This window comes from Deinococcus metalli (assembly GCF_014201805.1).
In the GTDB taxonomy this organism is placed as follows: Bacteria; Deinococcota; Deinococci; order Deinococcales; family Deinococcaceae; genus Deinococcus; species Deinococcus metalli.
In genome coordinates this window covers 16,277-39,904 of the sequence record NZ_JACHFK010000001.1, presented here as the reverse complement: position 1 = coordinate 39,904, position 23,628 = coordinate 16,277, and the positions used below count along the sequence as shown (strand labels likewise).

At 70.9% G+C, this 23,628-nt stretch carries 26 protein-coding genes and 1 tRNA gene; 12 read left to right on the top strand and 15 right to left on the bottom strand.

What is annotated here, in order from left to right:
• Positions 1-56: 56 nt before the first annotated feature.
• Complete coding sequence (locus tag HNQ07_RS00215; protein ID WP_184108693.1) at positions 57-1,787, bottom strand: S8 family serine peptidase; 1,731 nt, start codon at positions 1,785-1,787, stop codon at positions 57-59.
• A 69-nt stretch (positions 1,788-1,856) separates the two neighbouring features.
• The gene (locus HNQ07_RS00210) at positions 1,857-4,250 is read right to left on the bottom strand and encodes an AfsR/SARP family transcriptional regulator (RefSeq protein WP_184108691.1); all 2,394 of its coding nucleotides are present in this window, start codon (positions 4,248-4,250) and stop codon (positions 1,857-1,859) included.
• A gap of 103 nt (positions 4,251-4,353) precedes the next feature.
• On the opposite strand from HNQ07_RS00210, the gene HNQ07_RS00205 reads away from it, so the two are divergent.
• Complete coding sequence (locus tag HNQ07_RS00205) at positions 4,354-5,004, top strand: cyclase family protein (protein WP_373297943.1); 651 nt, start codon at positions 4,354-4,356, stop codon at positions 5,002-5,004.
• Between the two features lie 33 nt (positions 5,005-5,037).
• Here the strand turns inward: HNQ07_RS00205 and HNQ07_RS00200 are convergent.
• Positions 5,038-5,112: transfer RNA gene (locus tag HNQ07_RS00200), tRNA-Thr, on the bottom strand.
• Between the two features lie 88 nt (positions 5,113-5,200).
• Between HNQ07_RS00200 and bshB1 the strand changes: the two genes are divergently transcribed.
• Entirely contained in the window at positions 5,201-5,920 is a 720-nt protein-coding gene (gene bshB1 / locus HNQ07_RS00195) for a bacillithiol biosynthesis deacetylase BshB1 (protein WP_184108687.1), read from the top strand.
• Positions 5,921-5,923: 3 nt separating this feature from the next.
• Here bshB1 and HNQ07_RS00190 read toward each other — a convergent pair whose 3' ends face one another.
• Both HNQ07_RS00190 and HNQ07_RS00185 read right to left on the bottom strand, forming a co-directional pair.
• Positions 5,924-6,868 (bottom strand): ParA family protein, encoded by a 945-nt coding sequence (locus HNQ07_RS00190; RefSeq protein ID WP_229831821.1) that lies wholly within the window; start codon positions 6,866-6,868, stop codon positions 5,924-5,926.
• Positions 6,865-7,320 (bottom strand): redoxin domain-containing protein, encoded by a 456-nt coding sequence (locus HNQ07_RS00185; protein WP_184108685.1) that lies wholly within the window; start codon positions 7,318-7,320, stop codon positions 6,865-6,867. Before HNQ07_RS00185 ends, HNQ07_RS00190 begins: the two co-directional genes overlap by 4 nt.
• 194 nt (positions 7,321-7,514) lie before the next feature.
• Between HNQ07_RS00185 and HNQ07_RS00180 the strand changes: the two genes are divergently transcribed.
• The gene (locus HNQ07_RS00180) at positions 7,515-8,630 is read left to right on the top strand and encodes an acyl-ACP desaturase (protein WP_184108683.1); all 1,116 of its coding nucleotides are present in this window, start codon (positions 7,515-7,517) and stop codon (positions 8,628-8,630) included.
• Positions 8,631-9,110: 480 nt separating this feature from the next.
• Entirely contained in the window at positions 9,111-10,271 is a 1,161-nt protein-coding gene (chrA, locus tag HNQ07_RS00175; RefSeq protein ID WP_184108681.1) for a chromate efflux transporter, read from the top strand.
• Here the strand turns inward: chrA and HNQ07_RS00170 are convergent.
• Together HNQ07_RS00170 and HNQ07_RS00165 are read right to left on the bottom strand one after the other, a co-directional pair.
• Positions 10,248-10,520, bottom strand: coding sequence for a YkgJ family cysteine cluster protein (locus tag HNQ07_RS00170; protein ID WP_184109784.1), 273 nt, complete (start codon positions 10,518-10,520; stop codon positions 10,248-10,250). The genes chrA and HNQ07_RS00170 overlap by 24 nt on opposite strands.
• A gap of 30 nt (positions 10,521-10,550) precedes the next feature.
• A complete protein-coding gene (locus tag HNQ07_RS00165; protein WP_184108679.1) occupies positions 10,551-11,645 on the bottom strand; it encodes a pyridoxal phosphate-dependent aminotransferase in 1,095 nt (364 codons plus the stop codon).
• A 117-nt stretch (positions 11,646-11,762) separates the two neighbouring features.
• On the opposite strand from HNQ07_RS00165, the gene HNQ07_RS00160 reads away from it, so the two are divergent.
• The 3 genes from HNQ07_RS00160 to HNQ07_RS00150 are packed head-to-tail and all read left to right on the top strand — an operon-like array spanning position 11,763 to position 13,432.
• Positions 11,763-12,350, top strand: a complete 588-nt coding sequence (locus HNQ07_RS00160; RefSeq protein WP_184108677.1) for a TetR/AcrR family transcriptional regulator — start codon at positions 11,763-11,765, stop codon at positions 12,348-12,350.
• Positions 12,347-12,658 carry a hypothetical protein gene (locus HNQ07_RS00155; RefSeq protein WP_184108675.1) on the top strand — a complete coding sequence of 104 codons (312 nt, stop codon included), beginning with the start codon at positions 12,347-12,349 and terminating at the stop codon, positions 12,656-12,658. Before HNQ07_RS00160 ends, HNQ07_RS00155 begins: the two co-directional genes overlap by 4 nt.
• Positions 12,659-12,703: 45 nt before the next feature.
• Positions 12,704-13,432, top strand: coding sequence for an SDR family oxidoreductase (locus tag HNQ07_RS00150; protein WP_184108673.1), 729 nt, complete (start codon positions 12,704-12,706; stop codon positions 13,430-13,432).
• A 63-nt stretch (positions 13,433-13,495) separates the two neighbouring features.
• Here HNQ07_RS00150 and HNQ07_RS00145 read toward each other — a convergent pair whose 3' ends face one another.
• From HNQ07_RS00145 to HNQ07_RS00130, 4 genes are all read right to left on the bottom strand, one after another.
• Positions 13,496-14,446: a ferritin-like domain-containing protein gene (locus tag HNQ07_RS00145; RefSeq protein WP_184108671.1), complete on the bottom strand. Its 951-nt coding sequence runs from the start codon at positions 14,444-14,446 to the stop codon at positions 13,496-13,498.
• 263 nt (positions 14,447-14,709) lie between these two features.
• Positions 14,710-15,423: an anti-sigma factor gene (locus HNQ07_RS00140; RefSeq protein WP_184108669.1), complete on the bottom strand. Its 714-nt coding sequence runs from the start codon at positions 15,421-15,423 to the stop codon at positions 14,710-14,712.
• Positions 15,413-15,970 carry an RNA polymerase sigma factor gene (locus tag HNQ07_RS00135; protein WP_229831822.1) on the bottom strand — a complete coding sequence of 186 codons (558 nt, stop codon included), beginning with the start codon at positions 15,968-15,970 and terminating at the stop codon, positions 15,413-15,415. The genes HNQ07_RS00140 and HNQ07_RS00135 overlap by 11 nt, the downstream gene beginning before the upstream one ends.
• 96 nt (positions 15,971-16,066) lie before the next feature.
• Positions 16,067-16,309, bottom strand: a complete 243-nt coding sequence (locus HNQ07_RS00130; RefSeq protein WP_184108667.1) for a twin-arginine translocase TatA/TatE family subunit — start codon at positions 16,307-16,309, stop codon at positions 16,067-16,069.
• A gap of 403 nt (positions 16,310-16,712) precedes the next feature.
• On the opposite strand from HNQ07_RS00130, the gene HNQ07_RS00125 reads away from it, so the two are divergent.
• From HNQ07_RS00125 to glmU, 4 genes are all read left to right on the top strand, one after another.
• The gene (locus tag HNQ07_RS00125) at positions 16,713-16,943 is read left to right on the top strand and encodes a Sec-independent protein translocase subunit TatA/TatB (RefSeq protein ID WP_184108665.1); all 231 of its coding nucleotides are present in this window, start codon (positions 16,713-16,715) and stop codon (positions 16,941-16,943) included.
• A 10-nt stretch (positions 16,944-16,953) separates the two neighbouring features.
• Positions 16,954-17,733 (top strand): twin-arginine translocase subunit TatC, encoded by a 780-nt coding sequence (gene tatC, locus HNQ07_RS00120; protein ID WP_184108664.1) that lies wholly within the window; start codon positions 16,954-16,956, stop codon positions 17,731-17,733.
• Positions 17,734-17,883: 150 nt separating this feature from the next.
• Entirely contained in the window at positions 17,884-18,840 is a 957-nt protein-coding gene (locus HNQ07_RS00115) for a prolipoprotein diacylglyceryl transferase (protein ID WP_184108662.1), read from the top strand.
• Between the two features lie 37 nt (positions 18,841-18,877).
• Positions 18,878-20,329, top strand: coding sequence for a bifunctional UDP-N-acetylglucosamine diphosphorylase/glucosamine-1-phosphate N-acetyltransferase GlmU (gene glmU / locus HNQ07_RS00110; protein WP_184108660.1), 1,452 nt, complete (start codon positions 18,878-18,880; stop codon positions 20,327-20,329).
• A 76-nt stretch (positions 20,330-20,405) separates the two neighbouring features.
• Here glmU and folE read toward each other — a convergent pair whose 3' ends face one another.
• The 4 genes from folE to HNQ07_RS00095 form a co-directional block, all read right to left on the bottom strand.
• A complete protein-coding gene (gene folE, locus HNQ07_RS00105) occupies positions 20,406-21,002 on the bottom strand; it encodes a GTP cyclohydrolase I FolE (RefSeq protein ID WP_184109782.1) in 597 nt (198 codons plus the stop codon).
• Between the two features lie 242 nt (positions 21,003-21,244).
• Positions 21,245-22,462 (bottom strand): adenylosuccinate synthase, encoded by a 1,218-nt coding sequence (locus HNQ07_RS00100; protein ID WP_184108658.1) that lies wholly within the window; start codon positions 22,460-22,462, stop codon positions 21,245-21,247.
• A 116-nt stretch (positions 22,463-22,578) separates the two neighbouring features.
• Positions 22,579-22,860, bottom strand: coding sequence for a DUF7710 domain-containing protein (locus HNQ07_RS24560; RefSeq protein ID WP_446333881.1), 282 nt, complete (start codon positions 22,858-22,860; stop codon positions 22,579-22,581).
• Complete coding sequence (locus tag HNQ07_RS00095) at positions 22,860-23,285, bottom strand: secondary thiamine-phosphate synthase enzyme YjbQ (protein WP_184108656.1); 426 nt, start codon at positions 23,283-23,285, stop codon at positions 22,860-22,862. The genes HNQ07_RS24560 and HNQ07_RS00095 overlap by 1 nt, the downstream gene beginning before the upstream one ends.
• 52 nt (positions 23,286-23,337) lie before the next feature.
• On the opposite strand from HNQ07_RS00095, the gene HNQ07_RS00090 reads away from it, so the two are divergent.
• Positions 23,338-23,622, top strand: coding sequence for a hypothetical protein (locus HNQ07_RS00090; protein WP_184108654.1), 285 nt, complete (start codon positions 23,338-23,340; stop codon positions 23,620-23,622).
• Positions 23,623-23,628: the final 6 nt, after the last annotated feature.

The window sequence follows — 23,628 nt, the reverse complement described above, 5'->3', positions numbered from 1 at the left end:
TCCCGCTCCTCACAGCACGCCTATCCATCTGGGCAGAGACGGTGGCCGGCTGGCGGTCACGGGCACGCGTTCAGCACGGCCCCCGGGACCGGGCTCTGGCCGGGCGTGGTGAGCAGGGGCAAGGCCGGCAGGCCGGGCTGGCACTCCATCCAGTTCGCCAGGATGCCCGCCACGACCGGCGCGGCGAAGGACGTCCCGAAGTACGGCATCGCTGCAGTCATGCCGGGGAGCTGCACCCAGAACTCGCCCGGCACCTGCACGCTGGGCAGGGCGGTCAGCGCCCAGGGCACCACGGCGGTGCGGTTGTACGTGGCGTATTCCTTGTGCTCGATGTCCCACCCGGCCACGCTGAGGAGCGTGGTGGGCGCGCCGGGGGTGGCAGCCAGCGCGAAGTCTACCGTCCAGTCGGCCGGGTAGTGGCTGCAGCGGTCGCCCACGGCGAGGCCGTGGCAGTCGTCGCGGTTGCCGAACGAGGCGGCGGTGGGCACGCCGGCGGCACGTAGATCGTCCAGGGCGAGGCGCAGGCCCACGGACGGGTACGGGCCGCCCATGCTGAGGTTCACGACGTGCTTCCCGCCGCGCTGCGCGTCGCGCACCACCTCGCACAGCGCGCGGACGACGTTGAGCGTCCGGCAGCCGGAGGCGCCCGCACCACAGACCTGGCGCAGCACCACCGTGGCGTCCGGGGCGACCGCCTGCGCGACCGCGCCGACCGCCGCGCCGTGGCCGGGGCGCAGGGCGTAGATCTCGTTGTAGTAGTTGACATCCGCCATGCTGTAGGGGTCGGCGCCGGCGCTGGCGGTGTCCAGCACGTGGATGGTCACGCCGCGGCCGCCGCCGTGGAACGGGCCGAGCACGCCGGCGTCGTGGAGCATGGTGGCCGGGGGCGTGCCCTGGAAGGGAACTGCGCCGGTGGCGGTGGGGTAGCCGCCCAGGATCGGGTCGACGCCCAGGTCACCGGGCAGCAGCAGGGTGAGCAGGGCGATCACCCGGCCCGGCGGCAGCGTCCCGAGGTCGATGTCGCCCCCCAGCTGCGCGCACAGCCCGCCGGCCGCGAGGGTCGGCGCGCCCGCCGCCGGTGCACGCAGCACGCGGTCGAGGCGGGCGGCCGTCAGCACCTGGGGGTCGAGGGCGAACGCGCTCAGGCCGGAGCGCAGCGCGGGCCGGGCGGTGGCGGGGCCGCGCGTGCCCTGGGGGGCCGGGGCAGCCAGGGGTTCCAGCGCGCTGAAGTTCAGGCCGGCGAGCGCCCGCACGGTCTGAGTGAGGTCGTCGGGGCACGCGCGGGCGCAGACCTCGGCCAGCTGCTGCACCCGCGCCCGGTACGTCTCGGCGAAGGTGGGCCGGGCCTGGGCGCGCAGGTACGCGGTGACGACGTTGGCCGCCCCGTCCGCTCCACGTGGCGTGGGCACGATGGTCACGGTGGGCGTACCGACGCCGGGGCCGGCGGGCTGGGCGGGGCCCTGCACGCTCACGCCCTGGGGGCCGCCCGGCACGTCCCGGGGCACGTCGAAGGCGTACCAGCCCGCGGGGCGGTCCGGGCTGAGCTTGGCGGCGTGCCCGCCGATCCACACGGCGCGCGTACCATCCAGGGCGCGGCCGATCAGCCACATGCGTTCGCCCGGCGAGGCGACCGGCGGGAACACCGCGAAGGAAGCAGGGGCCGTCGCCGTGCGGGCGGGCTGGGCGGCGGCCGTGCCCGCGTGCAGTCCCAGCAGGACGGCGGCCAGCAGCGTCACGCGCAGCGGCCAGGGCAGGACGAACCGGTACAGGGCGTGCAGTGTCCTCATCGTTGATCCTCCGGCGAGCAGCGTGCCCGGCAGACCATGATCACGACATGATCGGGCCGGAAGCGGCGGTCAGGACGGAGACGCTGGCGCCTGGGCACGCTGCACGAGGCGGGCGCTGCGACGGATCTGCATCACGAGGTCCGTCTGCTCGGCGCGCAGCAGCAGCCCCAGCACGTCCTCGAAGGCGCTCAGGTCGCCCTCGATCTCGCTGAGGTTACTCAGCGCCATACCCATGGTGCGCACGCTGCCGGTGCCGCGCAGCAGCTCGATCGCCTCGCGGTACAGCGCGGCGGCTTCGGGCAGGTGGCCCTGCAGGTGCAGCAGCACGCCCCGGTTGATGACCGTCTGGGCGTGCGCCAGCGTGTTGCCCGCGCGCTCCAGGTCGCGGCCCGCCTGTTCCATCAGGGTCACGGAGCGGCCCAGTTCGCCCACCTCGACCAGCCGCTTGGCATAGTTCAGCACGATGGCCCCGCGGACGTTCTCGAAGCGCTCGGCCATTGGCAGCACGTCCTGGAAGGCCTCGTCCGGCGTGACGTCCAGGTACGAGCGCGCCCACGCGACCAGGCCCAGTTCCGCCACGTACTGCTGCTCCTCGCCCTGCAGCCGCCACAGGTCCGCCGCGATCTGGCTGTGGTGGCGGGCGCCCGGCCAGTCCTCGCGGCTGCGGGCGGCGTGTGCCAGCACGCTGGCGGCCTGCGCCGCCTCCGGACCGCTGCCGGAGATGAGCTGGGCGAGGTCCAGCGCCTCGGCGTCGCGGCCCAGGCGGACCAGGACGGTCGCGCGCGCCGCCTGCACCGCCGGCGCGGCCGCCGCGCGGTCGTCCAGCGCGTCGAGGCGGTGCAGCGCCTCGGCGTAGCGGCCCACGCCCACCAGCGCCCACACGTGCGGCACCGCCAGGTCGGCGCGGTCACCGAAGGCCGCCAGCACCTCCAGGGCCCGGCCGGGAAAGCCGCGGCGCAGGTCCTCCGCGGCGCGCAGACCGGCGGCGCGCGCGGCGGCGTCCTCGTCCACGTCTTCCCACAGGTCGCGGGCGGCCACGTAGTGCGGCCACGCCCTCATGCCGCCCAGCGCCCGGGCGAGTTTCAGGTGCAGCAGCTTGGCGTGCACCGGCACCTGCTCCAGCAGTTCGCGGGCGGCGGCGGCGGCGTACACGTGCCCACCCTCGGCGGTCAGGCCCTCCTGCGTGAGATGGGAGAGCGTCAGGGCGAAGGTGTCGGCGCTCAGGCCGCTGGCCTTGCGGGTGGCGCGTAGGTCCGGAGGGTCCTGCAGCGCCAGCATCAGGTAGGTGTCGCGCACCTGGGCGGGCAGGGCGCGCACGCGGGCGCCCTGCCGCACGTCGAGCGGCTGGCCGCGCAGCGCGGCGGCGACCAGCGTGGGGTGGCCCTCGGTCAGGTCGTACAGGCCGGGGTGGTCGCGCAGGTCGTCCGGGCCGAGCACGTCCAGCTGGAGGTGCACGTCCACCTCGAAGGGCGGGTGCAGCCGCGCCGCAATCACGATGGCCGCGCCGGTTCGGTGGCGCGCGGCGGCCTCGATCACGGCCTGCGACGCGGCGTCCACGCTGTCCCAGTCGTCCACGCCGAGGCGCAGGTGGGCGTCGCGCAGCCCGTGCAGCGCGGCGGCCGGCGAGGACGGCGGACTGCGGAACAGGGGGTCCAGGGTGCTGTAGGGCGCGCCGCCGCGGCCGTGCAGCGCCGTCCAGCCACCCGTGCGGGTCAGGGCGTCCAGCAGGGCAGTCTTGCCCATGCCGGCGTGCCCGCTGATCCACGCGACCTGACCGGGCGGCAGGTGCGACAGCACGTCCAGCTGCGCGTGACGGCCCACGAAGAGCGTCGTGGGCGGCGTCGGCGCGGCGTGCAGGGTCAGGCCCAGGTCGCGCGCCTCGCGTTCCACCTGCGCGGCCAGCGGATGAGCGGTCAGCGACAGCAGATGCCACAGCCTCGGGAGTTCCAGCTCGTCGGCGGGCGGCGCGCCGTCCAGCAGCAGGGCTCGCGCCGCGAGGTCCGACGCCTGCGCCGCGTGCCCGTGCGCGGCGGCGTGCCCGGCCAGGGTGATCAGGGCGCCACGCGCCTCGCGGGCCAGGGCCTCGCGCGTTTCGTAGACCCACTCCTCGAGGTCCGGCCCGAGGGGAATGGTCAGGGCGTCCAGGTACGCGCCGCGGTACTCGCTGACGGCGTCGGCGTGGCGGCCCTCGCGGATCGCCGCGCGCATCACGCCCGCGTCGCACGGCACGCCCGACGCCACGCGGTTGCCGTCCTCGATCAGGGCGCCGGGCAGGCTGCGCAGGTGCACGAGGTGCTGCGCCAGGGAGTTCATGGGATTCGCGGCGTCCGGCCAGAACAGTTCGGCCAGGCGGCGGCGGGCCTGCGGGCCCTCGATGCACAGATAGGCGAGCAGAAGGAGCACCTTCTCCCGCCTGAAGGTCACCCCCTCCACGGACAGCCCACCCAGCGTCCGCAACCTCATGAAGGTATTGTGGGTGACGGTTCGGGGGTGCGCAATATGCTGGATCACGTATGAACCCGGTGCAGCGCCCGCGGCCCCTCCGCCGGGCGCGATGATGTCCGTCATGACCCCGCCCGTCCTCCTCGACATCAGCCGCGCCCTGACCCCGAACCACCCGAACTGGCCGGGTGACGCCGACTTCACCGTCACGCCCGGCCTGCGGATCGCCGGCGGCGACAGCGTGAATACCGGCGTCCTGAGCACCAGCACGCACACCGGCACGCACGTGGACGCCCCGTGGCACTACGACGACGCGGGCGCCCGCCTGGAGGACGTGCCCCTGGACGCGTGGGTGGGCGGATGCGCGGTGCTGGACGTGCGCGGGCGCGCGGTGGGCGGCCTGCTCCCTGCCGCCGTTCTGGACGCCCTGCCCACGTCCCTGCCGCCCCGGCTGCTGCTGCACACCGGGCAGCCCGCGCACTGGACGGCCTTCCCGCGCGACTTCGTGGCCCTGTCACCCGCCCTGGTCCGCGAGGCCGCCCGGCGCGGCGTGCGCCTGATTGGCACCGACGCGCCCAGCGTCGATCCACTGGAGAGCAAGACGCTGGACGCGCACGCCGCGTGCCGCGACACCGGCACGTTCATCCTGGAGGGCCTGAACCTCAGCGCGGTCCCGGAGGGCCACTACACCCTGGTGTGTCTGCCGCTGCCGCTGCACGGAGCGGACGGAGCGCCGGCGCGGGCGATCCTGCTTCCGCCCGGCCGCGTGGACTGAACGAATAAACCCCGCACTGGGCGGGGTTTTTCCTGGAGCCAGGGGTCGGACTTGAACCGACGACCTGCTGATTACGAATCAGCTGCTCTACCACTGAGCTACACTGGCCCACTTCGTCCGAAGCTCAGAGAGTATAGGAATGCCGGCGGGGGGTGTCAAGCGGCCACCCGAGGGCCAAGGCCCTATCCTGGGGCGCATGAATTCGGCCTTCGAGACGGTATACGGTGACGTTCAGCCGCTGGACTGGTTGTGTCTGGCCCCCCATCCGGACGACGCGGAGATCGGCGCGGGCGGCACCCTGATCCGGCTGGCGCAGGCCGGGAAGAAGGTCGGCATCCTGGAACTGTCGCGCGGCGAGAAGGGCACGCAGGGCACGCCGGAGGTGCGCGTGCAGGAGTGCGCGCGGGCGGCGCAGATCATGGGCCTGAGCTGGCGCGGGCAGCTGGGGCTGGTGGACGGCGAGATCATGGACACCGCCAAGGCCGCGCACCGGCTGGCGGCGACCCTGCGCGCGGTGCGGCCGACGGTGCTGGTCGTGCCGCACTTCAAGGACCGTCACCCGGACCATTTCGGGGCGTACCACCTGAGCAAGCGGGCGGTGCATCTCGCGCAGCTCCAGAAGGCGTACGTGGGCGGCGAGCCGCACCGCGTGTCGCGCGTGCTGCTGTACCAGGGCAACGCGGACATCACGCCCACGCTGCTGGTGGATGTCGAGGGCGTGCAGGAGGTCTGGGCCGCGGCGATCCTGGCGCACGAGAGCCAGTTCGCGGGCGCGGCCATCTCCGAGACGGTCACGCCGGAGATCGTGGAGCGGCGCCGGGCCCGCCAGGGGTACTGGGGCACGCTGGGCCGGGTGCGCTACGCCGAGGCCTTCGAGGCCGAGACGGCCCTGCTGGTCGATCCGGAAGCGCTGTAGGGTTCAAGCGGGCACCAGGCGGTCTTCGAGTTCGTCCGCGAGGTCCAGGCCATAGCGGTACGCGGCCTGACCGCCGACCTGCGTGCCGCCGTACTTGTCGCGGTACGTGCCGGCCTGACGGTCGAAGGTCATGGCCTCGGCGCTGGCGTTGGTCTGCGGCAGAACGGTGCCGAAGATCGGCGGGGTGGCGTCACCGGTGCCGGCGAAGGCGCGCTCCAGCTCGGCGGGCAGGCGTTCCAGGCCCTGGCGGTGCTGGGTGCTGCTCGACTGGTACTTGGTGACGACCACGCCCAGGCAGCGCAGCTTCAGGTGCCGGGCGCGGCGGATCTCGCCGATGCGGCCGGCGATCTGCGGAATGCCGTAGGTGCTCAGGCGGTCCGGAATGGTCGGGATCACGTAGTGGTCGCTGACCTCCAGGCCGTTCTGGGTGATGAAGCCCAGGTTGGGCGGACAGTCGATCAGCACGTAGTCGTATGCGGCGAAGCTGGGCGCGACGAACTTCCGCACGACATCCATGGGATTCACGGCGTAGAACGACCGCGCGGCGATGTCCTGCATGCGGTCCTGCACGTCGATCAACCGGATCGAGCTGGGCAGGACGTCCACCCGGCCGTAACGGGTGCCCTCGGGCAGCTGCTCGATGACGCGCTCCGGCACCCGGTTCAGGTTGCTGGCCCCCTTGATGATCGCGCGCGATACGTCAAAGTCCCCCGTGCCGTTCACCTGGTCCAGGAACAGGTGCGCGAGCGTCTGCCGGTCGGCGTCCGCCTGCGCCCAGCGCTCCTCGCCGATCAGGGCCAGGGTGGCGTTCGTCTGCGGGTCCAGGTCGAGCACCAGCACCCGCTTCTGCTTCATGAACGCCAGCGTGTCGGCAAGCTGCACGGCGGTGGTGGTCTTGGCCACGCCGCCCTTGAGGTTGATGAAACTCAGGACCTGCACGTCGCTCACAGGGCGCGGAGCTTGGCGAGCACGGCCTCGGGGCGCACGGTGTAGTCGCCCGTCTTTTCCTCGACATGCTGGAAGCGCACCACGCCCGAGCGGTCGATCACGAACACCGCCCGGCCGCTGATGGCGCGGTCGTCGATAGCGACGCCGTACATCCGCGCCACGTCCAGTTTCATGTCGGCCAGCAGCGGCACCTCGATGCCGTACTCGGCCGCCCAGGCCTTGTGCGCGTGCACGGAGTCACGGTTCACGCCCAGCACGACCGCGCCCGCGTCCGCGAAGTCGTCCTGGCGGCCGGAGTACTCCGGGAGCTGCATGGAACACACCGGGCTGAAGTCCAGCGGGTAGAACACCAGCACCACGTGGTGGTGCCCCCGGTACGAACTGAGGGTGACCGCCTGCCCGGTGGAGGCGGGAAGGGTGAAATCCGGAGCGAGCTGGCCGACGAGATCCATGCGGCAAGTGTAGCCGCGCCGCGCCTGACCAGATGGTGAGGATGCGGCCTGTAAACCCCGAAGGCCCCGCGTTTTGAACCGCGTTCCCGGACACGGCCCCGCGCCGCGCGGGCGAGTAGGGTAAGCGGTATACCGTCCCCCCGCTGTTCACCCGCAGGCCCAGCGGCCGGGCGGTTCCTGAGGAGGCATCCACCGTGGCCGACATCCTGCCGCCCGATACCCTGGACAGCCGCCCGCCCACGCCGGCGGCGCTGCTCAGCAACCGTGAAAAAGACCGCCTGATCGAGCGCGGCTTCCTGGGCCTGTACCGCTGGTACACCGCCCGCAGCCAGGAGACCCGCAACTGGAACGCCGACCGCAGCTTCGACTGGCGGGCCATCCGCAAGGATCTGCCGCCCGAGCTGATCACCGTCATCCAGGGCTTTTTCGCCGTGGAACAGTACGCGCCGGACTTCACCAGCAGCCTGATCCACCTCGTGCGGCGCAGTCACGGCCGGTCGCACTTCCAGATGCGCTGGGGAAGCGAAGAGGAAAAACACGCCGACGCTTGGGAAAACGCCCTGCTGTTCACCGGACAGCGCGACCCGGCGTACATCGAGGAGTACAAGCGCCGCCTGAAGTCCCAGACGTGGGAACTCCCCTTCCCCGACGCCATTCACAACCTCGTGTACACCGTGTTCCAGGAGCGCGCCACACAGCTGAACTACCTGAACATGATGAAGATCGCGCAGGGCAAGAGCGAGAAGCCGCACCTGACGGGGGTGCATGACCCGGTGCTGGCGAAGGTCGCGCAGACCATCGCCGTGGACGAGGCCGCGCACTACAACTTCTTCCTGGAAGGCGTGCGGATGTACCTGTACTACTACCCGCAGCAGACCCTGGAGGCCATCCGCAGCATCATCGGCCAGTTCGCCATGCCCGCCGCCACGCTGATCCCGGACTGGCAGCAGTTCCAGGAGACGGTGTACCGCGCCGGCATCTACGGCCCGCGCGATTTCCAGCGCGACGTCATGCAGGTCGCGTTCCGGAACCTCGGCGTCGAGAGCCGCAAGGCGCTCGAGGAGGGCATCCGCAAGACGCGCGAGGTGCCGGACTTCGAGGGCGAGAATCCGCGCACCACCGCCATCTGGGACACCTTCGACTACGGCATGGTCGAGGGTGACGTCCGGCGGCTGCACGACAAGATCGGCGCGTACGAACACGAGATCGGCTTCGACGCGTACGACCCCACGGTGTTCGTCGAGAATCCGGAGGTGCCGGGGCGGGGGCGTCCGCAGCCGGGGGGAGCGGGGCAGGCGGCGGACGACTGATCTGCTGTTGGGGGGTGGAAGGTAGGCGCCTGCGGCGGGCTTCCCCGCCCCTCAACCCCCTCCCCCAGACTCGAAGAGCTGCGCAGCAGAGGGGCAGGGGGAGCGGCGCTGCGCTCGGCAGGTGGTCGCCATCTCATTGGGATTGACCTGATACTAGGTCCTGTTGGTGCGGGGCCTTGTACCTGCTACCTGCGTTGTTGCTGTCACCGCCCGGGGGCTTTGCGCACTATGGCTTTCGGTTAGACGCACGGTGGGACGCCTCGGTTTTCACTCCTCTCCCTCGCGGTGCACAGGTGCCGTCAGGCCTTGCAGTACAGCATCGGGTGAGCGAACTGCTCGTTCCAGGCGCCGACACTTTCCTTTTATCGCTCTGCCCCGCCGAGAAACCACCACTGTACCGGTACACGTCAGCCCTGGCCCTAGCGGCGGGGCTGTTCGCGTTGACGGGGGCCTGACCCGGCAGCGTTTACCCTGGGCAGGATGCGTGCGCTGGAGGTCTTCGTGGTGTTCCTGCGGCTGGGCCTGACGAGTTTCGGCGGGCCGGTCGCGCACCTGGGGTATTTCCGGGCGGAGTTCGTGGCGCGCCGCGCGTGGCTGACCGAGGAAGCGTACGCCGACCTGCTCGCCCTGGCGCAGTTCCTGCCCGGCCCGGCGAGTTCCCAGACGGGCTTCGCGGTGGGCCTGCTGCGGGCCGGGTGGCCGGGCGCGCTGGCGGCGTGGGTGGGCTTCACGCTGCCGAGCGCCGTGCTGATGACCGCGTTCGCGCTGGGGGTCGCGCGGGTGGGGGACGTGGGCGCGGCCGGGTGGCTGACTGGTCTGAAGGTCGCGGCGGTCGCCGTGGTCGCGCAGGCGGTGGCGGGTATGTGGAGCACGCTGGTCACGGACCGGGTGCGCGCGGCGCTGGCGCTGGGCGTGGCCGCGCTGCTGGTCGTGGCGCCGGGCGCGGGGTGGCAGGTCGGGGCGCTCGTGGCGTGCGCGCTGGTGGGGTGGCGTGTCCTTCCGGCGGGAAGCGGGCGCGGGGGTCACCTGCCGGCGGTGCCGGTGTCCCGCACCGCCGGGCTGGGGCTGCTGAGCGCGTGCGGGGCGCTGCTCCTTGCTCTGCCACTGCTGGCACCCGTGGCGCCGGGCTGGGCGCTGCTGGACGCGACGTCGCGGGCGGGGGCGCTGGTGTTCGGAGGCGGGCACGTGGTACTGCCGCTGCTGGAGGCCGGCTTTGTGCCGCACTTCCTGACGCACGAGACGTTCATCGCCGGGTACGGCGCGGCGAACGCGGTGCCGGGGCCGCTGTTTACCTTCGCCACGTACCTGGGCGCGGCGCAGAACGCTGTCTCCCCTGTTGCAGGGGCGCTGCTGGGCACAGTCGGCGTGTTCCTGCCGGGCCTGCTGCTGATGGCGGGTGTCCTGCCGTTCTGGTCAGCGCTGTCTGCCCTTCCGGCCGCGCGCTCGGCGCTGGCGGGTGTGAACGCGGGCGTGGTAGGGCTGCTGCTTGCGGCGCTGTACTCGCCGGTCTTCACGGGCGGGATTCGCGGCCCGCGTGACCTGGCGCTCGCCCTGACCGCGTACGCGGCGCTCACGGCCGGGCGGATGCCCGCGTGGGGTGTGGTGCTGGGCTGCGCGTTACTCGGTCAGCTCGTCCTGTAGGCCGTAGATCTCCAGAAACCGGCGGACGCGGGCGTCCAGCGTCGGCAGGGGCGCCACCTCGCCGCACACCCAGTCCGGCGCGTAGTTCCGGCACACCGCCGGGCGGGCGTCGTAGATGACGCACAGGCACCCGGCCCCCAGGTGCACGCAGGGCACGCCCAGCGGCTTGCCCAGCGCGGCGATGTCCGGCGCCGCGCAGCACGCGCCGCACGCCGTGCAGTTCCGCACCAGCACCGAGCGCGGCGCCATGCCCGGCGGGGGCTGGAAGGGACCCGTCACTCAGCGCAGCTCGGCGGCGGCGCGCAGGAAGGCGTCGTTCTCGGCGGGCGTGCCGACCGCGACGCGCAGGCAGCCCGACAGCAGGTGCAGGCGGTCCTGCCGGCGCACCACGATGCCGCGTTCCAGGAAGTGCCGGTACGCGGCGTCGGCGTCCGGGGTGCGCAGCAGGAAGAAGTTCGCGCGGCTGGGAATGGCCGCGACCGTGGGGTGGCCCCGCAGCGCGTCCAGCATCCGCCCGCGCTCGGCGACCGCCTCCTGGACGCGCTCGTGGACATAGCCGGGGTGCTCCAGCGCGACCTCCAGCACCGCCTGCGTCAGGGCGTTCATGGTGAAGGCGGATACCAGCTTCTGGATGTTCGCGGCCAGTGCCGGAGCGGCCAGCGCGTACCCGGCGCGTGCGCCCGCCAGGCTCCATGCCTTGGAAAAGGTGCGCAGGCTCAGCGCGTTCGGGTACTCCTGCACCAGTGGCCGCAGGTCGCTGCGGCTGTACTGGTGGTACGCCTCGTCGAGCACGACCACCCAGTCGTGCGCGGCCTCCAGCAACGTCCGGACGGCCTGGACCTCGTCGAGGTGCCCGGTGGGCGCGTGCGGCTGCGTGATGTACAGCACGCCCGCCGGCCGCGCGCGCAGTTCCGCGAGCAGGCCCTCCACCGGCAGCGAGAAGTCGTCATTCAGGCTGACCTGCACGAGGTTCGCGCCGAGCAGCTGCGCCTCGAGCGTGTACACGCTGAAGGTGGGGCTCACGGTCAGCACCGTCTGCCCGATCCCGGCGAGCTCGGTCAGGAGCTTGATCAGCACGTTGCTGCCGGGCGTGACGACCACCCCGTGCTCGTCCCAGTCCTCCAGGGCGGCGATGCGGCGGCGCAGCTCGTCGGCGTGCAGGTCGGGGTAGCGGTTCCACGACCGCTCCAGCAGCCGCTCCACGGCCATGGCCTTGAGCCGCTCCGGGAAATCGTAGGGATTCTCGTTCTGGTCGAGCTTGATGGGCGCGTCGGTGGGCGTGAACGGGTACGCGGGCACCGCGCGCACAGACGGCCGGATGCTGGCGGGTTCGCCCAGGGCAGCGCCGGCCGGGGTGGAGGGCGGGGTGGTCATGGGGTCTGTTCTACCACCTGTCCCGGCCCGTTCCCGGGGGGATGTCCGCCCATCCCAAACGGGCGTTTGGGCGCGTGCTACCCTCTGGCCAGCGCCGCTCCGGCGCGCCCAGTCCCCATGACCGATTCCGTCAAATCCCGCCGCGAACAGATCCTCGATACGGCCAGCACGCTGTTCTCCGAGCGCGGCTACCACGCCACGTCCATGCGCGACCTGGCGGGGGAACTGGGCATGCAGGGCGGCAGCCTGTACGCGCACATCAGCGGCAAGGAAGAGCTGCTGATCGAGATCGTGAACCGCGCGTCGCGGCAGTTCGACACCGCCCTGTTTTCCCTGCGGGACGTGCCGCTGCCGCCCGGAGAGAAGCTGCGCGAGGCCATGCGCCGGCACGTTCAGGTCGTGGCGGACAACATGGAGAGCGCCACGGTGTTCTTCCACGAGTGGAAGCACCTGTCGCCCAGCGCATACGCCCGCGTGACCGGGTGGCGCGATTCCATCGACGCCTTCTACCGCGAGCTGATCACGCAGGGTATCGACGCCGGCGCGTTCCGCCGGGATCTGGACCCCAAGATGACGGCGTACCTGGTGCTGTCCGCCGTGAACTGGGCGTACACGTGGTACCGGCCGGGCGGCCTGCTGGGACCCGGCGACGTGGCGGACACCTTCGCGGACATGCTGCTGCGCGGCCTGGAGGTGAGCGCGTGAGCCACCCGACCGTCACCGTCAAGATCCGCGAGGCGCTCACCTACGCACAGGGCCGCGCGGTTCGTCTGAACCGCACCCAGCAGCTGGAGATCGGCCCGGACCTGTTCATCCGCATCGCGCCGGGGGGGCGTAAGTTCCTGCTGTTCTGCCTGGACGGCGAACCGGAACGCTCGGCGGCCGAGGCGATTGCCGCCGCGCTGGGCCTGAAGCACCCCGAGTACGGCTGGCACCAGGGCGAGACGCTGCGCTCCCTGACCGTGATCGAACCCGGCCCGATCGACGAACCCGCCGGCGCCGCACCGGACTGACGGAGCGCGCACAGCGCTGCCGGCCCCATGCTCTACGCTAGCGGCATGACCCTCTTCCGACTGGACGGCAAGCGCGCCCTGGTCACCGGCGGCAGCCGCGGCATCGGCCTGGCAGCGGCCACGCAACTGCGCGACCTGGGCGCCGACGTGATCCTGGCCGCGCGCGACGAACCGACCCTGCGCGCCGCCGCCGCTGGCCTGGGGGCTGCGTGGGCGGTGGCCGACGTCAGCACCCCGGACGGTGTGCAGGCCGCGCTGGACGCCGCCGGGACCGTGGACATCCTGGTCAGCAACGCGGGCGGACCACCCCCCAGCCTGCCCAGCCGGGTCAGTGGCGACGCGTGGCAGCGCGGCTTCGACACGACCTTCCTCAGCACTGTGCGCCTGGTGGACGGCGTGCTGCCCGGCATGAGAGAACGCCGCTGGGGCCGGATCATCGCGATCACGAGCCTCACGGTGGGCCGCCCCTCACTGAACCTGCCGGTCAGCAACGCCATGCGGGCCGCCGTGACCAACCACCTGCGCACCCTGTCCCTGGAAGTCGCGCAGGACGGCGTGACGTGCAACACCGTCGCGCCCGGCTACACCTCCACGGACCGCCTGAAGGCCCTGTATGCCGATCCCGCTGACGCCGAGAAGCTCAGCGTCCGCATTCCCGCCCGGCGTTTCGGCCACCCGGAGGAAGTGGCGGCGGCCATCAGCTTCCTGGCCACGAACGAGGCCGCGTACATCACCGGGCAGGAGATCCTGGTGGACGGCGGCTGGAGTATCTGAACAGAACGAGGGCCTGGATACCGGTCACCACGGTATCCAGGCCCTATGCGGACGGAGCGGGGGTTACAGCGAGAGGATGCTGCTGTAGTCGCCCGTGACGGCGTTGCCGCTGATGCCGTTGGGGAAGAAGCCGCCCTTGCCAGCCTTGCCGGTCGTGTCGAGGAAGACGATGTTCGCCACGTTGCGCGGGGTGCGGCTGTAGGCGATGCTGTTGGTGTCCGCCAGGACGATGTTGGACTTGGTTCCGTCCACGATGCCCTGGTCGTCGTCGGAGCTGCCGTCGACGGCGTCACGCAGGTTGCTGATGGCCTGCACGACGTCCGAGACCTTCAGGCTGGAGGTGACCGCCACGTCCTTCTGCTGGTACAGGAGGGTGCGGATCATGCCGGCGTGGTAGGCCTCGACGGCCAGGATGCCCGCCGCGTTCTCGAGGTTGCCGTTGGCCGAATCATCAACCAGCAGGCGCGCCGCGCCCTTGTACGCGGAGACGCCCACGTCTTCGAAGATGAACGCGCCGTGCAGGAAGAACAGTTCGTTGGCGAAGGGGTCGAAGCCCGTGATGGCGCCGCCCGAAGCCGCGTTGCCGGCGGCCTGGAAGGCCGGCCCGAGGTCGATCACGGGCTGCGACACGGCGGCCGTCTTGAGGACCGCACGGATCACGGCGACGTGGTTCTTCTCGTCGGTGGCCGTCTCGTTGGCGTAGGCCTTGACCGCAGCCGACAGACCGGGAACGCCCGTGCCGTCCTTCGCGGCCGTCTTGAAGTTGTCGGGCAGGATGACCTTGCTGCTGTCGCCGCCCACGGCATCGAGTTCGCCCAGACGGCCCGTGGCGGCCAGGTAGAACGCGGCTTCCAGGTACTCAAGGTTCAGCGCGAAGTTGAAGATCGTGGCGTCGAGGTTCTTCTTGTTCGGCGTGGCGGCCATGATGTTGGTGCAGCCGGACAGTACGGCGCCTGCGCCCATGAGGCCGGTCATACCGAGGAACTTGCGGCGGGTCGAGGTGGTCTGCGTCATGGTGGAACCTCCGAAGAATGGGGCGTGGGGGGAGCGGACCGAGGGGCAGGCCCTGAGTGCCCCGCCCGGGGGTACCGGTCAGGGGTGGATCAGGATGCGCCTTCACTGAGCTAGTAAGCCGGGGCGCGGCGGTTGGATCACGGGACCAGCAAACGTGAAGGTGGCCTAAAGATCACGCGCGGCGATCCGGCCGGGGCGGGGGTGATCCAGCACGACGAACCGCGCCCCACACGGCTCGGTGCGGGGCGCGGCGGGCGGGGCCTTCAGATGGCCTGGGCGAACAGCGGCGTGGTGGTGGGCTGCGGGCTGCCGCCGGGCGGCTCCACGCTGACCGCGACGGTGGTGCCCGGCGGCAGGGCAGCGGTGAGCAGGCCGGCGTCATCGAACACGCCGAGCGACACCGGGGTCTTCGCCTGGATCTGCCACAGCTGGTACGTGCGGCCCTCGGCGGGCGGGCGGTCCAGGTGCACGTACACCCGGCCGTCCGCCAGGCGCACCAGGGTGCCCAGTGTCTGGCCGCCCGCGACGACGGGCGCGCTGCGGGCGCCGGGCGAGCGGGCGTACTGCTCCAGCGGGTCGGCCGGCGGCTGTGTGGCGAACAGCAGCGCGACCGCCGCCGCCAGACCCAGGGGGAACACGACCCACCACGCGGGCCGCCGGGCGGGCGCGGCGCGGTTCTCGGCCATGGGTTGGGGTAGGGCGAGCAGCTCGCCGGAGGCCGGCACCCCCTCGGAGCCCGCATCGTTGCGGGCGGGTTCCTCGGCGTGGAGGCGCGCGATCAGGCGCTCCTCGGCGTCGGCGGGAACGGTCACGGCCTCCAGGTCGAGGTCGTCGAGCAGCGTGGCCAGCGAGTCGTGCAGGGCCTGCCACTCGGCGCGCAGGGCGGGGTCCGCGTCCAGTTCGGCCTGCAGGCGCTCCTCCTCGGGGGGGGACAGTTGGTGCAGCGCGCTGGCCAGAAGGCGTTCGTCAGGATGCATTGTCTTTCCCCTCCTTCATACCGAGTGACGTCCGCATGTGCTCGAGCGCGATCCGCAGCCGGGATTTTACGGTGCCCAGCGGCAGACCGGTGATCGTGGCGAGTTCCGAGTGGGTGTAGCCCCGGTAGTACATCAGCTCCACCAGATGCCGCTGCGACGCGTCCAGGGCGGTCATGGCCCGCTGGGCCAGCACGGCGTCGGTGGGGTCGGGGTCGGCGGTGGGTTCGTCCCACTCCTCCAGCTCCAGGGCCACGTCGGGCCGGTCGCGCAACTGTTGCAAGAAGCGGTGGTGGGCGATGCTGACCAGCCAGGTCTTGGCCTTGGCGCGGGCCGGGTCGAAGCGGGCGGCGTGCTTCCACGCGTTCATGAATGCGTCCTGCACGCAGGAATCCACGTCATCGGCCTGTCTGAGCATGCGTCCGCCCAGGCCGTACAGCAGCCGGGCGTACCGGCGATGCAGTTCGCGCAGGGCCTCCTCGTGCCGGCCGGCCATCATGAGCAGCAGCGTCTCGTCCGGAGTGTCCTGCAAATGGCGAAGGTCGGTCATGGGTGCCTGCCCAGGTTAACAAACCCGGTCAGCCCCAGACGGCATGCGTCCTTACGTCACCTTCAGCACCGGCGCGCCGGGCACCGTGGGCCAGGATCAGGACCCGTGCTGAGCGCGCTCCGGGGCCGGGGCGGGCGTCACGGTCGTCACCGCGACCGGCTGCGGGTTCGGAGCTTCGATGCCCGCCTTGAACTCATCGGTGACGCCGCTGGTGACCTTGCGGAATTCCCGCAGGCCAGCGCCCAGCGACTTGCCGAGTTCCGGGAGTTTGCGCGGCCCGAAAACAACCAGGGCCACGAGGACGATCAGGATCAGTTCTGGAGCGCCGATGTTGGGCATGCTGGACTCCTTGTGCGCCGCGGGGCGGCACGGGGCGAAAGTGGCTGTGGGTGTGCGCCGGCCGTCCGGCGGTCCCTCCACTCGACCAGGGATATGCGCCCTCCCCGGAGTTGGATCATGCCCCCGCCGGGTGACCTGCTGGCGACCGCGTGCGCCGGCACACGCCACTGTGCGCCGCAGCGCGTGCCCAGCGGCTTCTGCCGCGGCTGCGGGCCGAAGCGCGGCGGAACGTGCGTTAACTCCGGCTCAATACGCCCGGGCTAGCTTAAGGTTGGCTAATGATCCGCTCGCCGGTGGCGGGCATATGGCTGGATGAACGGGCCGATCATAAGCACACTGCCCGGCCGCCCCTCACGCTCCCCGCTCGTTCCGCCCGGCTCCGGCCCGGCACTGGAGGCATCCCATGTCCTTAGGTCCCCTGGAAATCATCCTGCTGCTCGTCGTCATCGCCCTGATCTTCGGAGCCCGCAAGCTGCCCGAACTGGGCAAGGGCCTGGGGCAGGGCATCCGCGAGTTCAAGCGCGAAACCACCGACGCCAAGGCCGCGACCGACGTGCCCAGCCGGCAGCTCGACCCCGTCACGGGCGCGCCCATCACGGACGTGAACACCCCGGTCAGCGAACACCGCAGCTGAGGAGCGTGGCATGACGAAAGGCGCCGAACTCAAGAGCGCGCCGCTCTTCGACCACCTGGACGAGCTGCGCAAGCGTCTGATCATCTCCGTGGTGTTTCTGGCGATCGCCATGGCAATCACGTTCCAGTACCGCGTGCAGCTGATCGAGCTGATCAAGATGCCCCTGCACAACTCCGTGATGTTCCAGGAGGGCAAGGTGCAGGTCGTGACCCTGAACCTCACGGACCAGTTCATGATCAGCCTCACCCTGTCCTTCTGGGCTGGCCTGGCCATTGCGCTGCCGCTGATCCTGTGGCAGGTGTGGGCGTTCGTGGCCCCCGGCCTGTACCCCGGCGAGCGGCGCTGGGCGCTGCCGTTCATCATCGGAGCAGGTGTGGCGTTCCTGACCGGGGCGCTCTTCGGGTACGAACTCGTGCTGCCCGCCATGGTGAAGTTCCTGCTGGACTTCCTGGGCGGCGCCGTGACGCCCATTCTCGGTCTGGGCAACTACATCGGGCAGGTCACGACCTTCCTGGTGGCGTTCGGACTGGCCTTCGAACTGCCGATCCTGGCCGTGATCCTCACCAAGATCGGCATCGTGAACCACGTGATGCTCCGCAAGGGCTGGCGCTTTGCGCTGGTCGCCGTGATGGTGGCTGCCGCCGTGATCACGCCCACCCCGGACCCCGGCAACATGATGCTGGTCGCCGTGCCGCTGTACGCGCTGTACGAGCTGGGCGTGCTGCTCTCGCGGGTGTTCCGCGTGCCGCCGCCCGCCGAGGAGATCGAGCAGAGCATCCTGGGCACCTGACCTGAGCACCTCAACAGCGCAGACGGTTCAAGAACGAAGGCAGAAGGCTCGAGAACAGGGCCCTCTGCCTTCGCCATTGGCCCCCGGCCGCGTGCCCCGAGCGTTCAGCCATCCGCCTTCCGCCGCCTGCCGTACACTGGGCGGCGACTTATGAATCCTGTCTTTCTGAATATCGGTGGGTTCACCATCGCCTGGTACGGGGTGCTGATCACGCTGGGCATCGTGGCCGGCGTGTGGGTCGGCACCCGCATGGCGCGGGCACGCGGCCTGAACGTGGACCTCTTCAACGACATGATCCTGTGGATGATCGTGTGGGGTCTGGTGGGCGCGCGGCTGGTGTTCGTGGCGACGTCGTGGCACCAGTTCGCCGGCACGCCTTTTCCTCGCGTGCTGCTGGACATCGTGAACCTGCGCGCTGGGGGCATCAGCATCCACGGCGGTCTGATCGGCGGGATCCTGACGATCATCTACTTTGCGCGCCGGTACCGCTTCGACTTCTTCCGCTACGCGGACCTCGCGGTGCCGGGCGTGGCCTTCGGCGTGATCGGCGGGCGGATCGGAAACATCATGAACGGCACCGATACCGTGGGCCGCGTGACCGGGTGGCCCATCGGGTTCCACTGGCCGGCGTCGGCCCGGGCGTTCCACGAGGGCATGTGCGTGCCGAACCCCAACCCGGACCTGGACCTGTCGCAGTACTGCCAGACCATCGGCGGGCAGGTCGTGATGACCGCGCCGGTGCACTTCACGCAGATGTACGGCGTGATCATCGGGATCATCCTGTCGGTCGCGGCGTTCTACTGGCTGCGGTCGCGCAAGTCCGGGTGGGCGTTCTGGCAGTTCTGGCTGTGGTACTCGGTCCTGCGTGCCGGCTGGGAGGAGACCTTCCGCCTCAACCCGCTGTTTCCCAAGGCCTACCTGAACCAGGGCCTGAACGCGCCGGGCATCGGGCTGTTCACGGAAACGCACCTGATCTCCATTCCGCTGATTATCGTGAGCATCTACATGCTGTGGCGCCTGCGGACCCGGCCCGACGACCGCTCGGCCGCCACCGGGGAGTTCCTGACGCCCGACGGCGCGAGCGCGAAGGTGCCGGCCGGCGCGTGAGGACGCTCCCGCATAGACTGCACCCACAGGTGACCGCATGAACGCAAACGAACGTCCGCTGGACGTGGTGATCCTGGCGGCCGGCCAGGGCACCCGCATGAAATCCGCGCTGCCGAAGGTGCTGCACCCGGTCGCGGGGCGGCCGATGGTCGCGTGGGCCGTGAAGGCCGCGCAGGAGGTGGGCGCCCGGCAGGTGGTGGTGGTGACCGGACACGGCGCGGAGCAGGTCGAGGCGGCGCTGGTGGGCCAGGGCGTGGTGTTCGCCCGGCAGGACCGGCAGCTCGGCACCGGTCACGCCTTCGCGTGCGGCCTGGACGCCCTGACAGACCACGCGGGAGCGGACGTGCTGGTGCTGTACGGCGACACGCCGCTGCTGCGGGTGGAGACGCTGCGCGCCCTGCTGGCCGACCACCGCGCGCGCGGCAGCGCCATGACGATCCTGACCGGGGAATTGCCGGACGCGACCGGGTACGGCCGGATCATCCGGGACGAGGCCGGCAACGTGACACGGATCGTGGAGCAGAAGGACGCCTCGCCGCTGGAACGCACCGTGCGGGAATTCAACAGCGGCGTCTACCTGATGGACTCGCGCGCCACGGACCTGACCCACCGCATCACCAACACCAACGCGAGCGGCGAGTACTACCTGACGGACCTGCTGGGTCTGTACCGTGCCGAGGGCGCCGAGGCCCACGCCTTCCGCATCGACGATCCCGGCGAGGTGATCGGCGCGAACGACCGCACCGGGCTGGCCGAGGCCGAGGACATCATCCGCCAGCGCATCACGCAGGGGCACATGCGCGCCGGCGTGACCATCCACATGCCGGCCACCGTGTACATCGAGGACACCGTGGTCCTGGGCCGCGACGTGACGCTGGAGCCCGGCGTGATCCTGCGCGGCGACACGCGCGTCGAGGACGGCGTGACGGTCGGCGCGTACGCGGTGGTCACCGACAGCACGCTGGAAGCGGGCGCGGTGGTAAAGCCGCACAGCGTGCTGGAGGGCGCGCGCGTGGGCGCGGGCAGCGACGTGGGACCGTTCGCGCGGCTGCGGCCGGGCACGGTCCTGGGTCAGGGCGTGCACATCGGGAACTTCGTGGAGACGAAGAACGCGCAGCTCGCGCCGGGCGTCAAGGCCGGGCACCTCGCGTACCTGGGCGACGTGACGGTCGGCGAGGAGACGAACGTCGGGGCCGGCACCATCGTCGCCAACTACGACGGCGTGAACAAGCACCGCACCACCGTGGGCGCGGGCGTGTTCATCGGCAGCAATTCCACCCTGATCGCGCCGCGCACCGTGGGGAATGCCGCCTTCATCGCCGCCGGCAGCGCCGTCCACGACGACGTGCCCGAGGGCGCCATGGCGGTCGCGCGCGGCAAGCAGCGCACCATCGAGGGGTGGTCGCGCCGCTACTGGGGCGGCATGCGCGAGCAGGTGGGCCGCAAGCTGCCGTGGCTGGCCGGGTGGCTGGAGCGTCGGGACAGCTGATCTGTCCACATGATGAACCCGGGCCTCCAGCGTGTGCGGAGGCCCGGGTTCATATGCTGCCGGCGGGGCTGCCCTGCTAGCGGCTGCGGAGCGTCACCTGCACGGCGCTCATGAACTCGGCGCGGGTCCGGGGATCGTCCTTGAACATCCCCCGCATGGCCGAGGTGGTCGTGCTGGAATTCTGCTTCTGTACGCCGCGCATCGCCATGCACAGGTGCACGCCCTCCATCTGCACGGCCACGCCCTTGGGCGCGAGGAGTTCCTGCACCGCGTCCGCGATCTGGGTGGTGATGCGCTCCTGCACCTGCAGCCGGCGTGAGTACAGGTCCACGATGCGTGCGAACTTGCTCAGGCCCAGGATCTGTCCGTCCGGGATATACGCGATATGCGCCCGGCCGTAGAAGGGCAGCATGTGGTGCTCGCACATGGAGTAGAACTCGATGTCCTTGACGATCACCATCTCGCTGCCGTCCGCGGCGAACACGGCGTCGCCCACGGCGTCGTGCAGGGTCTTGTGGTAGCCGGCGGTCAGGAAGCCCCAGGCCTTGGCCACGCGGTGCGGGGTCTTCAGCAGGCCCTCGCGGTCGGGCTCCTCGCCGATGGCCGACAGCCAGCGCTCGGTCAGGTGGCGCAGGCCCGGCACTTCCTGTTTCTCGTCGGCGGCGCTGATCATGGGTTCAATGGTCACGGTGCAACTCCTTACCGCGCCGACCACGGTGGCCGGCACGAACATGAATGCCGCGAGTGTAGGTCACCCCCACCCGCGGCAATTGTCAAATTTGCTTCATGAGCGTTCCGGCGCTCCGGGCCGGGTCGGGCGCTTCCCCACTCCGCCGGCGGTCCGCTGCGGCGCCGGTTCCGGCCTACCGCGGTTCAAGGAACGGTCAGGACACGGACCATCCGGCCTTCCTCCTGTCAGCGCCAGCTGACCTCGCCGTAGGTCTGTTCCCGCGCCGGCCCCGCCGAGAAGATCACCACGGGGCAGTTCACCGCCTCCTCGATGAGGTCGAGGTACGCCTGGGCCTCGGGCGCCAGGGTCGCGCGGCTGGTGGCGCCCTCGGTGGTCGCCCAGCCCTTCATGTCGCGCATCACGGGCTGCCCGTCCGCGTCGTAGCCGACACACACCGGCACCGTGTCCAGGCCCGCCAGGACGTCCATCTTGTTGATGACCAGCCCGTCCAGGCCGTTCACGTCCACCGCGTACTTCAGCAGCGCGAGGTCCAACCAGCCCACCCGGCGGGCGCGGCCCGTGGTGGTGCCGTACTCGTCCCAGGGCTTGCTGCCGTCGCCGCGCAATCTCAGCACCCCGGCGTCGTCGAGCACCTCCGTGACGAAGGGACCGTGGCCGACGCGCGTGTTGAAGGCCTTTGCCACGCCGTAGACCTTGTGGATCGCCTTGTGGTTCACGCCCGCCCCGACCAGAATGCCGCCCACCGTGGGGTGGGAGCTGGTCACGAAGGGGTACGTGCCGTAGTTCAGGTCGAGCAGGGTCGCCTGCGCGCCCTCGAACAGCACGTTGCGGCCGTCCCGGATCGCGGCGCGCAGCTGCTCGCCGGTGTCCTGCACGAAGGGCAGCAGCTGCTCCCGCACCGGCGCCAGGCCGTCCAGACCGTCCTGCACGCTGTGCCAGCCGGCCTCGCGCGTCGAGTTCGGCTTGGCCTCCAGCAACCGTTCCAGGCGCTCGGCGAGCACCGCGTCGTCCGCCAGGTCTCCGAAGCGGATGCCCACCCGCCGCGCGCGGTCCGCGTACGCCGGGCCGATGCCGCGCCCGGTGGTGCCCACGAAGTCCTTGCGGCCGTCCACGTACTTGTGGTGCGGCAGCACCAGGTGCGCGCGGTCGCTGATCCGCAGCTCGGGGCTCAGGCCGGCATCCAGCAGGTTCTGCCGTTCCTCCAGGAACTTCGCCGGGTCGATCACCATGCCGTCGCCGAGGATCGACACGGTGCCGTCGTGCAGCACGCCGCTGGGCAGCAGGTTCAGCTTGAAGGTCTGCCCCCGGGCGGTGACGGTGTGCCCGGCGTTCGCGCCGCCCTGATAGCGCACCACGAACTCGGCTTCCGGGGCCAGGAAGTCCGTGATCTTCCCTTTCCCCTCGTCGCCCCACTGGGCCCCAACGATTGCAATTCCAGGCATTTCAGCCCTCCGGCCGCGCGCGCAGACTTGCTTTTCCCTGCCGGAGCAAAAAAAAACACGGCGCGCAGCACCGTGCCTCACTGTACCCGAATGGATCGGCGTGAGGTGAGGGTTGTTTACTCGCATCCCGCAACGCGCACACCATCTTCGTGGTGCGCGTGATCCTGAACGGCGCTGCTGAACGGGCCGATGAACGCTGGACTGTGGTGCCCGTCTCGCCTTGCTCTGAAGGTTCCACGTCTCACCGCCCAGTCGTACACCCCCCGGTCGGGCGGATAGGCCGTGAGCACGCCGCTGAGGCGATGGTGAAGGATCCAGTCCTCTGCGAGTGTCCGGGTTGAGAACACGCCAGACGTGTGCCGTCCGCTGTTGCCATGAAAGACCCAGACCTCGATCATCATTCCCCCTCCCCCGTCAGCGTGAGCACCAGCGTTCGCGGGCCGCCGTGGTCGCGGTGTTCGCACAGGTACACGCCCTGCCACGTGCCCAGGGCGAGCCGGCCGCGCCGCACGGGCAGCGTGACACTGGAGCCGAGCACACTGGCCTTGATGTGGGCCGCCATGTCGTCCGGGCCTTCCAGGGTGTGCTCGAACGCTGCCCAGCCGTCGGGAACGGCGTGGTTGAAGTACGTCTCGAAGTCGCGGCGTACGTCCGGGCTGGCGTTCTCGCTGACGGTCACGCTGGCGGAGGTGTGCTGGATGAACACGTGCAGCAGGCCCACGCGCACGCCGGCGAGTTCCGGCATGGCCGCCACGACCTCGCGGGTGATGAGGTGAAAGCCGCGCCGCGCGGGCGGCAGGGTCAGGTCGCGCTGGGCCCACATGCGGGTAGGGTAGCGTTCCCCGCCCTCTAACCGCGCCGGCACACACTGCGCCATGACGACCACGCCCCCCGCCCGGACGACCCGACCTTCCTTCGACCCGCGGCGGGCAACGGGGTCCCTGCTGCTCCTGAGCGGCAGCCTGGCGCTGGGCCTGACCGTGTCGTGGCTGGGCAGCGGCGTGGGGGCGAACGCGCAGACCTCTGCTGTGCTCCCTGAAGACACCGACGATGCCGGCTGGGCAGCCACCACGCAGGGCGGCTGGACTCAGGCGGCGCCCGACGCCACGTACTCGGCGCAGCCGCAGGGCTGGTCGCGCGGCACCACGAGGGGATCGTGATGGAGC

Coding starts and splice junctions, on each gene's coding strand:
- HNQ07_RS00215 (WP_184108693.1), bottom strand. CDS start 1,787: ATGAGGACACTGCACGCCCTGTACCGGTTCGTCCTGCCCTGGCCGCTG.
- HNQ07_RS00210 (WP_184108691.1), bottom strand. CDS start 4,250: ATGAGGTTGCGGACGCTGGGTGGGCTGTCCGTGGAGGGGGTGACCTTC.
- HNQ07_RS00205 (WP_373297943.1), top strand. CDS start 4,354: ATGACCCCGCCCGTCCTCCTCGACATCAGCCGCGCCCTGACCCCGAAC.
- bshB1 (WP_184108687.1), top strand. CDS start 5,201: ATGAATTCGGCCTTCGAGACGGTATACGGTGACGTTCAGCCGCTGGAC.
- HNQ07_RS00185 (WP_184108685.1), bottom strand. CDS start 7,320: ATGGATCTCGTCGGCCAGCTCGCTCCGGATTTCACCCTTCCCGCCTCC.
- chrA (WP_184108681.1), top strand. CDS start 9,111: ATGCGTGCGCTGGAGGTCTTCGTGGTGTTCCTGCGGCTGGGCCTGACG.
- HNQ07_RS00170 (WP_184109784.1), bottom strand. CDS start 10,520: ATGGCGCCGCGCTCGGTGCTGGTGCGGAACTGCACGGCGTGCGGCGCG.
- HNQ07_RS00165 (WP_184108679.1), bottom strand. CDS start 11,645: ATGACCACCCCGCCCTCCACCCCGGCCGGCGCTGCCCTGGGCGAACCC.
- HNQ07_RS00160 (WP_184108677.1), top strand. CDS start 11,763: ATGACCGATTCCGTCAAATCCCGCCGCGAACAGATCCTCGATACGGCC.
- HNQ07_RS00150 (WP_184108673.1), top strand. CDS start 12,704: ATGACCCTCTTCCGACTGGACGGCAAGCGCGCCCTGGTCACCGGCGGC.
- HNQ07_RS00145 (WP_184108671.1), bottom strand. CDS start 14,446: ATGACGCAGACCACCTCGACCCGCCGCAAGTTCCTCGGTATGACCGGC.
- HNQ07_RS00140 (WP_184108669.1), bottom strand. CDS start 15,423: ATGCATCCTGACGAACGCCTTCTGGCCAGCGCGCTGCACCAACTGTCC.
- HNQ07_RS00135 (WP_229831822.1), bottom strand. CDS start 15,970: ATGACCGACCTTCGCCATTTGCAGGACACTCCGGACGAGACGCTGCTG.
- HNQ07_RS00130 (WP_184108667.1), bottom strand. CDS start 16,309: ATGCCCAACATCGGCGCTCCAGAACTGATCCTGATCGTCCTCGTGGCC.
- HNQ07_RS00125 (WP_184108665.1), top strand. CDS start 16,713: ATGTCCTTAGGTCCCCTGGAAATCATCCTGCTGCTCGTCGTCATCGCC.
- tatC (WP_184108664.1), top strand. CDS start 16,954: ATGACGAAAGGCGCCGAACTCAAGAGCGCGCCGCTCTTCGACCACCTG.
- HNQ07_RS00115 (WP_184108662.1), top strand. CDS start 17,884: ATGAATCCTGTCTTTCTGAATATCGGTGGGTTCACCATCGCCTGGTAC.
- glmU (WP_184108660.1), top strand. CDS start 18,878: ATGAACGCAAACGAACGTCCGCTGGACGTGGTGATCCTGGCGGCCGGC.
- folE (WP_184109782.1), bottom strand. CDS start 21,002: ATGATCAGCGCCGCCGACGAGAAACAGGAAGTGCCGGGCCTGCGCCAC.
- HNQ07_RS00100 (WP_184108658.1), bottom strand. CDS start 22,462: ATGCCTGGAATTGCAATCGTTGGGGCCCAGTGGGGCGACGAGGGGAAA.
- HNQ07_RS24560 (WP_446333881.1), bottom strand. CDS start 22,860: ATGATCGAGGTCTGGGTCTTTCATGGCAACAGCGGACGGCACACGTCT.
- HNQ07_RS00095 (WP_184108656.1), bottom strand. CDS start 23,285: ATGTGGGCCCAGCGCGACCTGACCCTGCCGCCCGCGCGGCGCGGCTTT.
- HNQ07_RS00090 (WP_184108654.1), top strand. CDS start 23,338: ATGACGACCACGCCCCCCGCCCGGACGACCCGACCTTCCTTCGACCCG.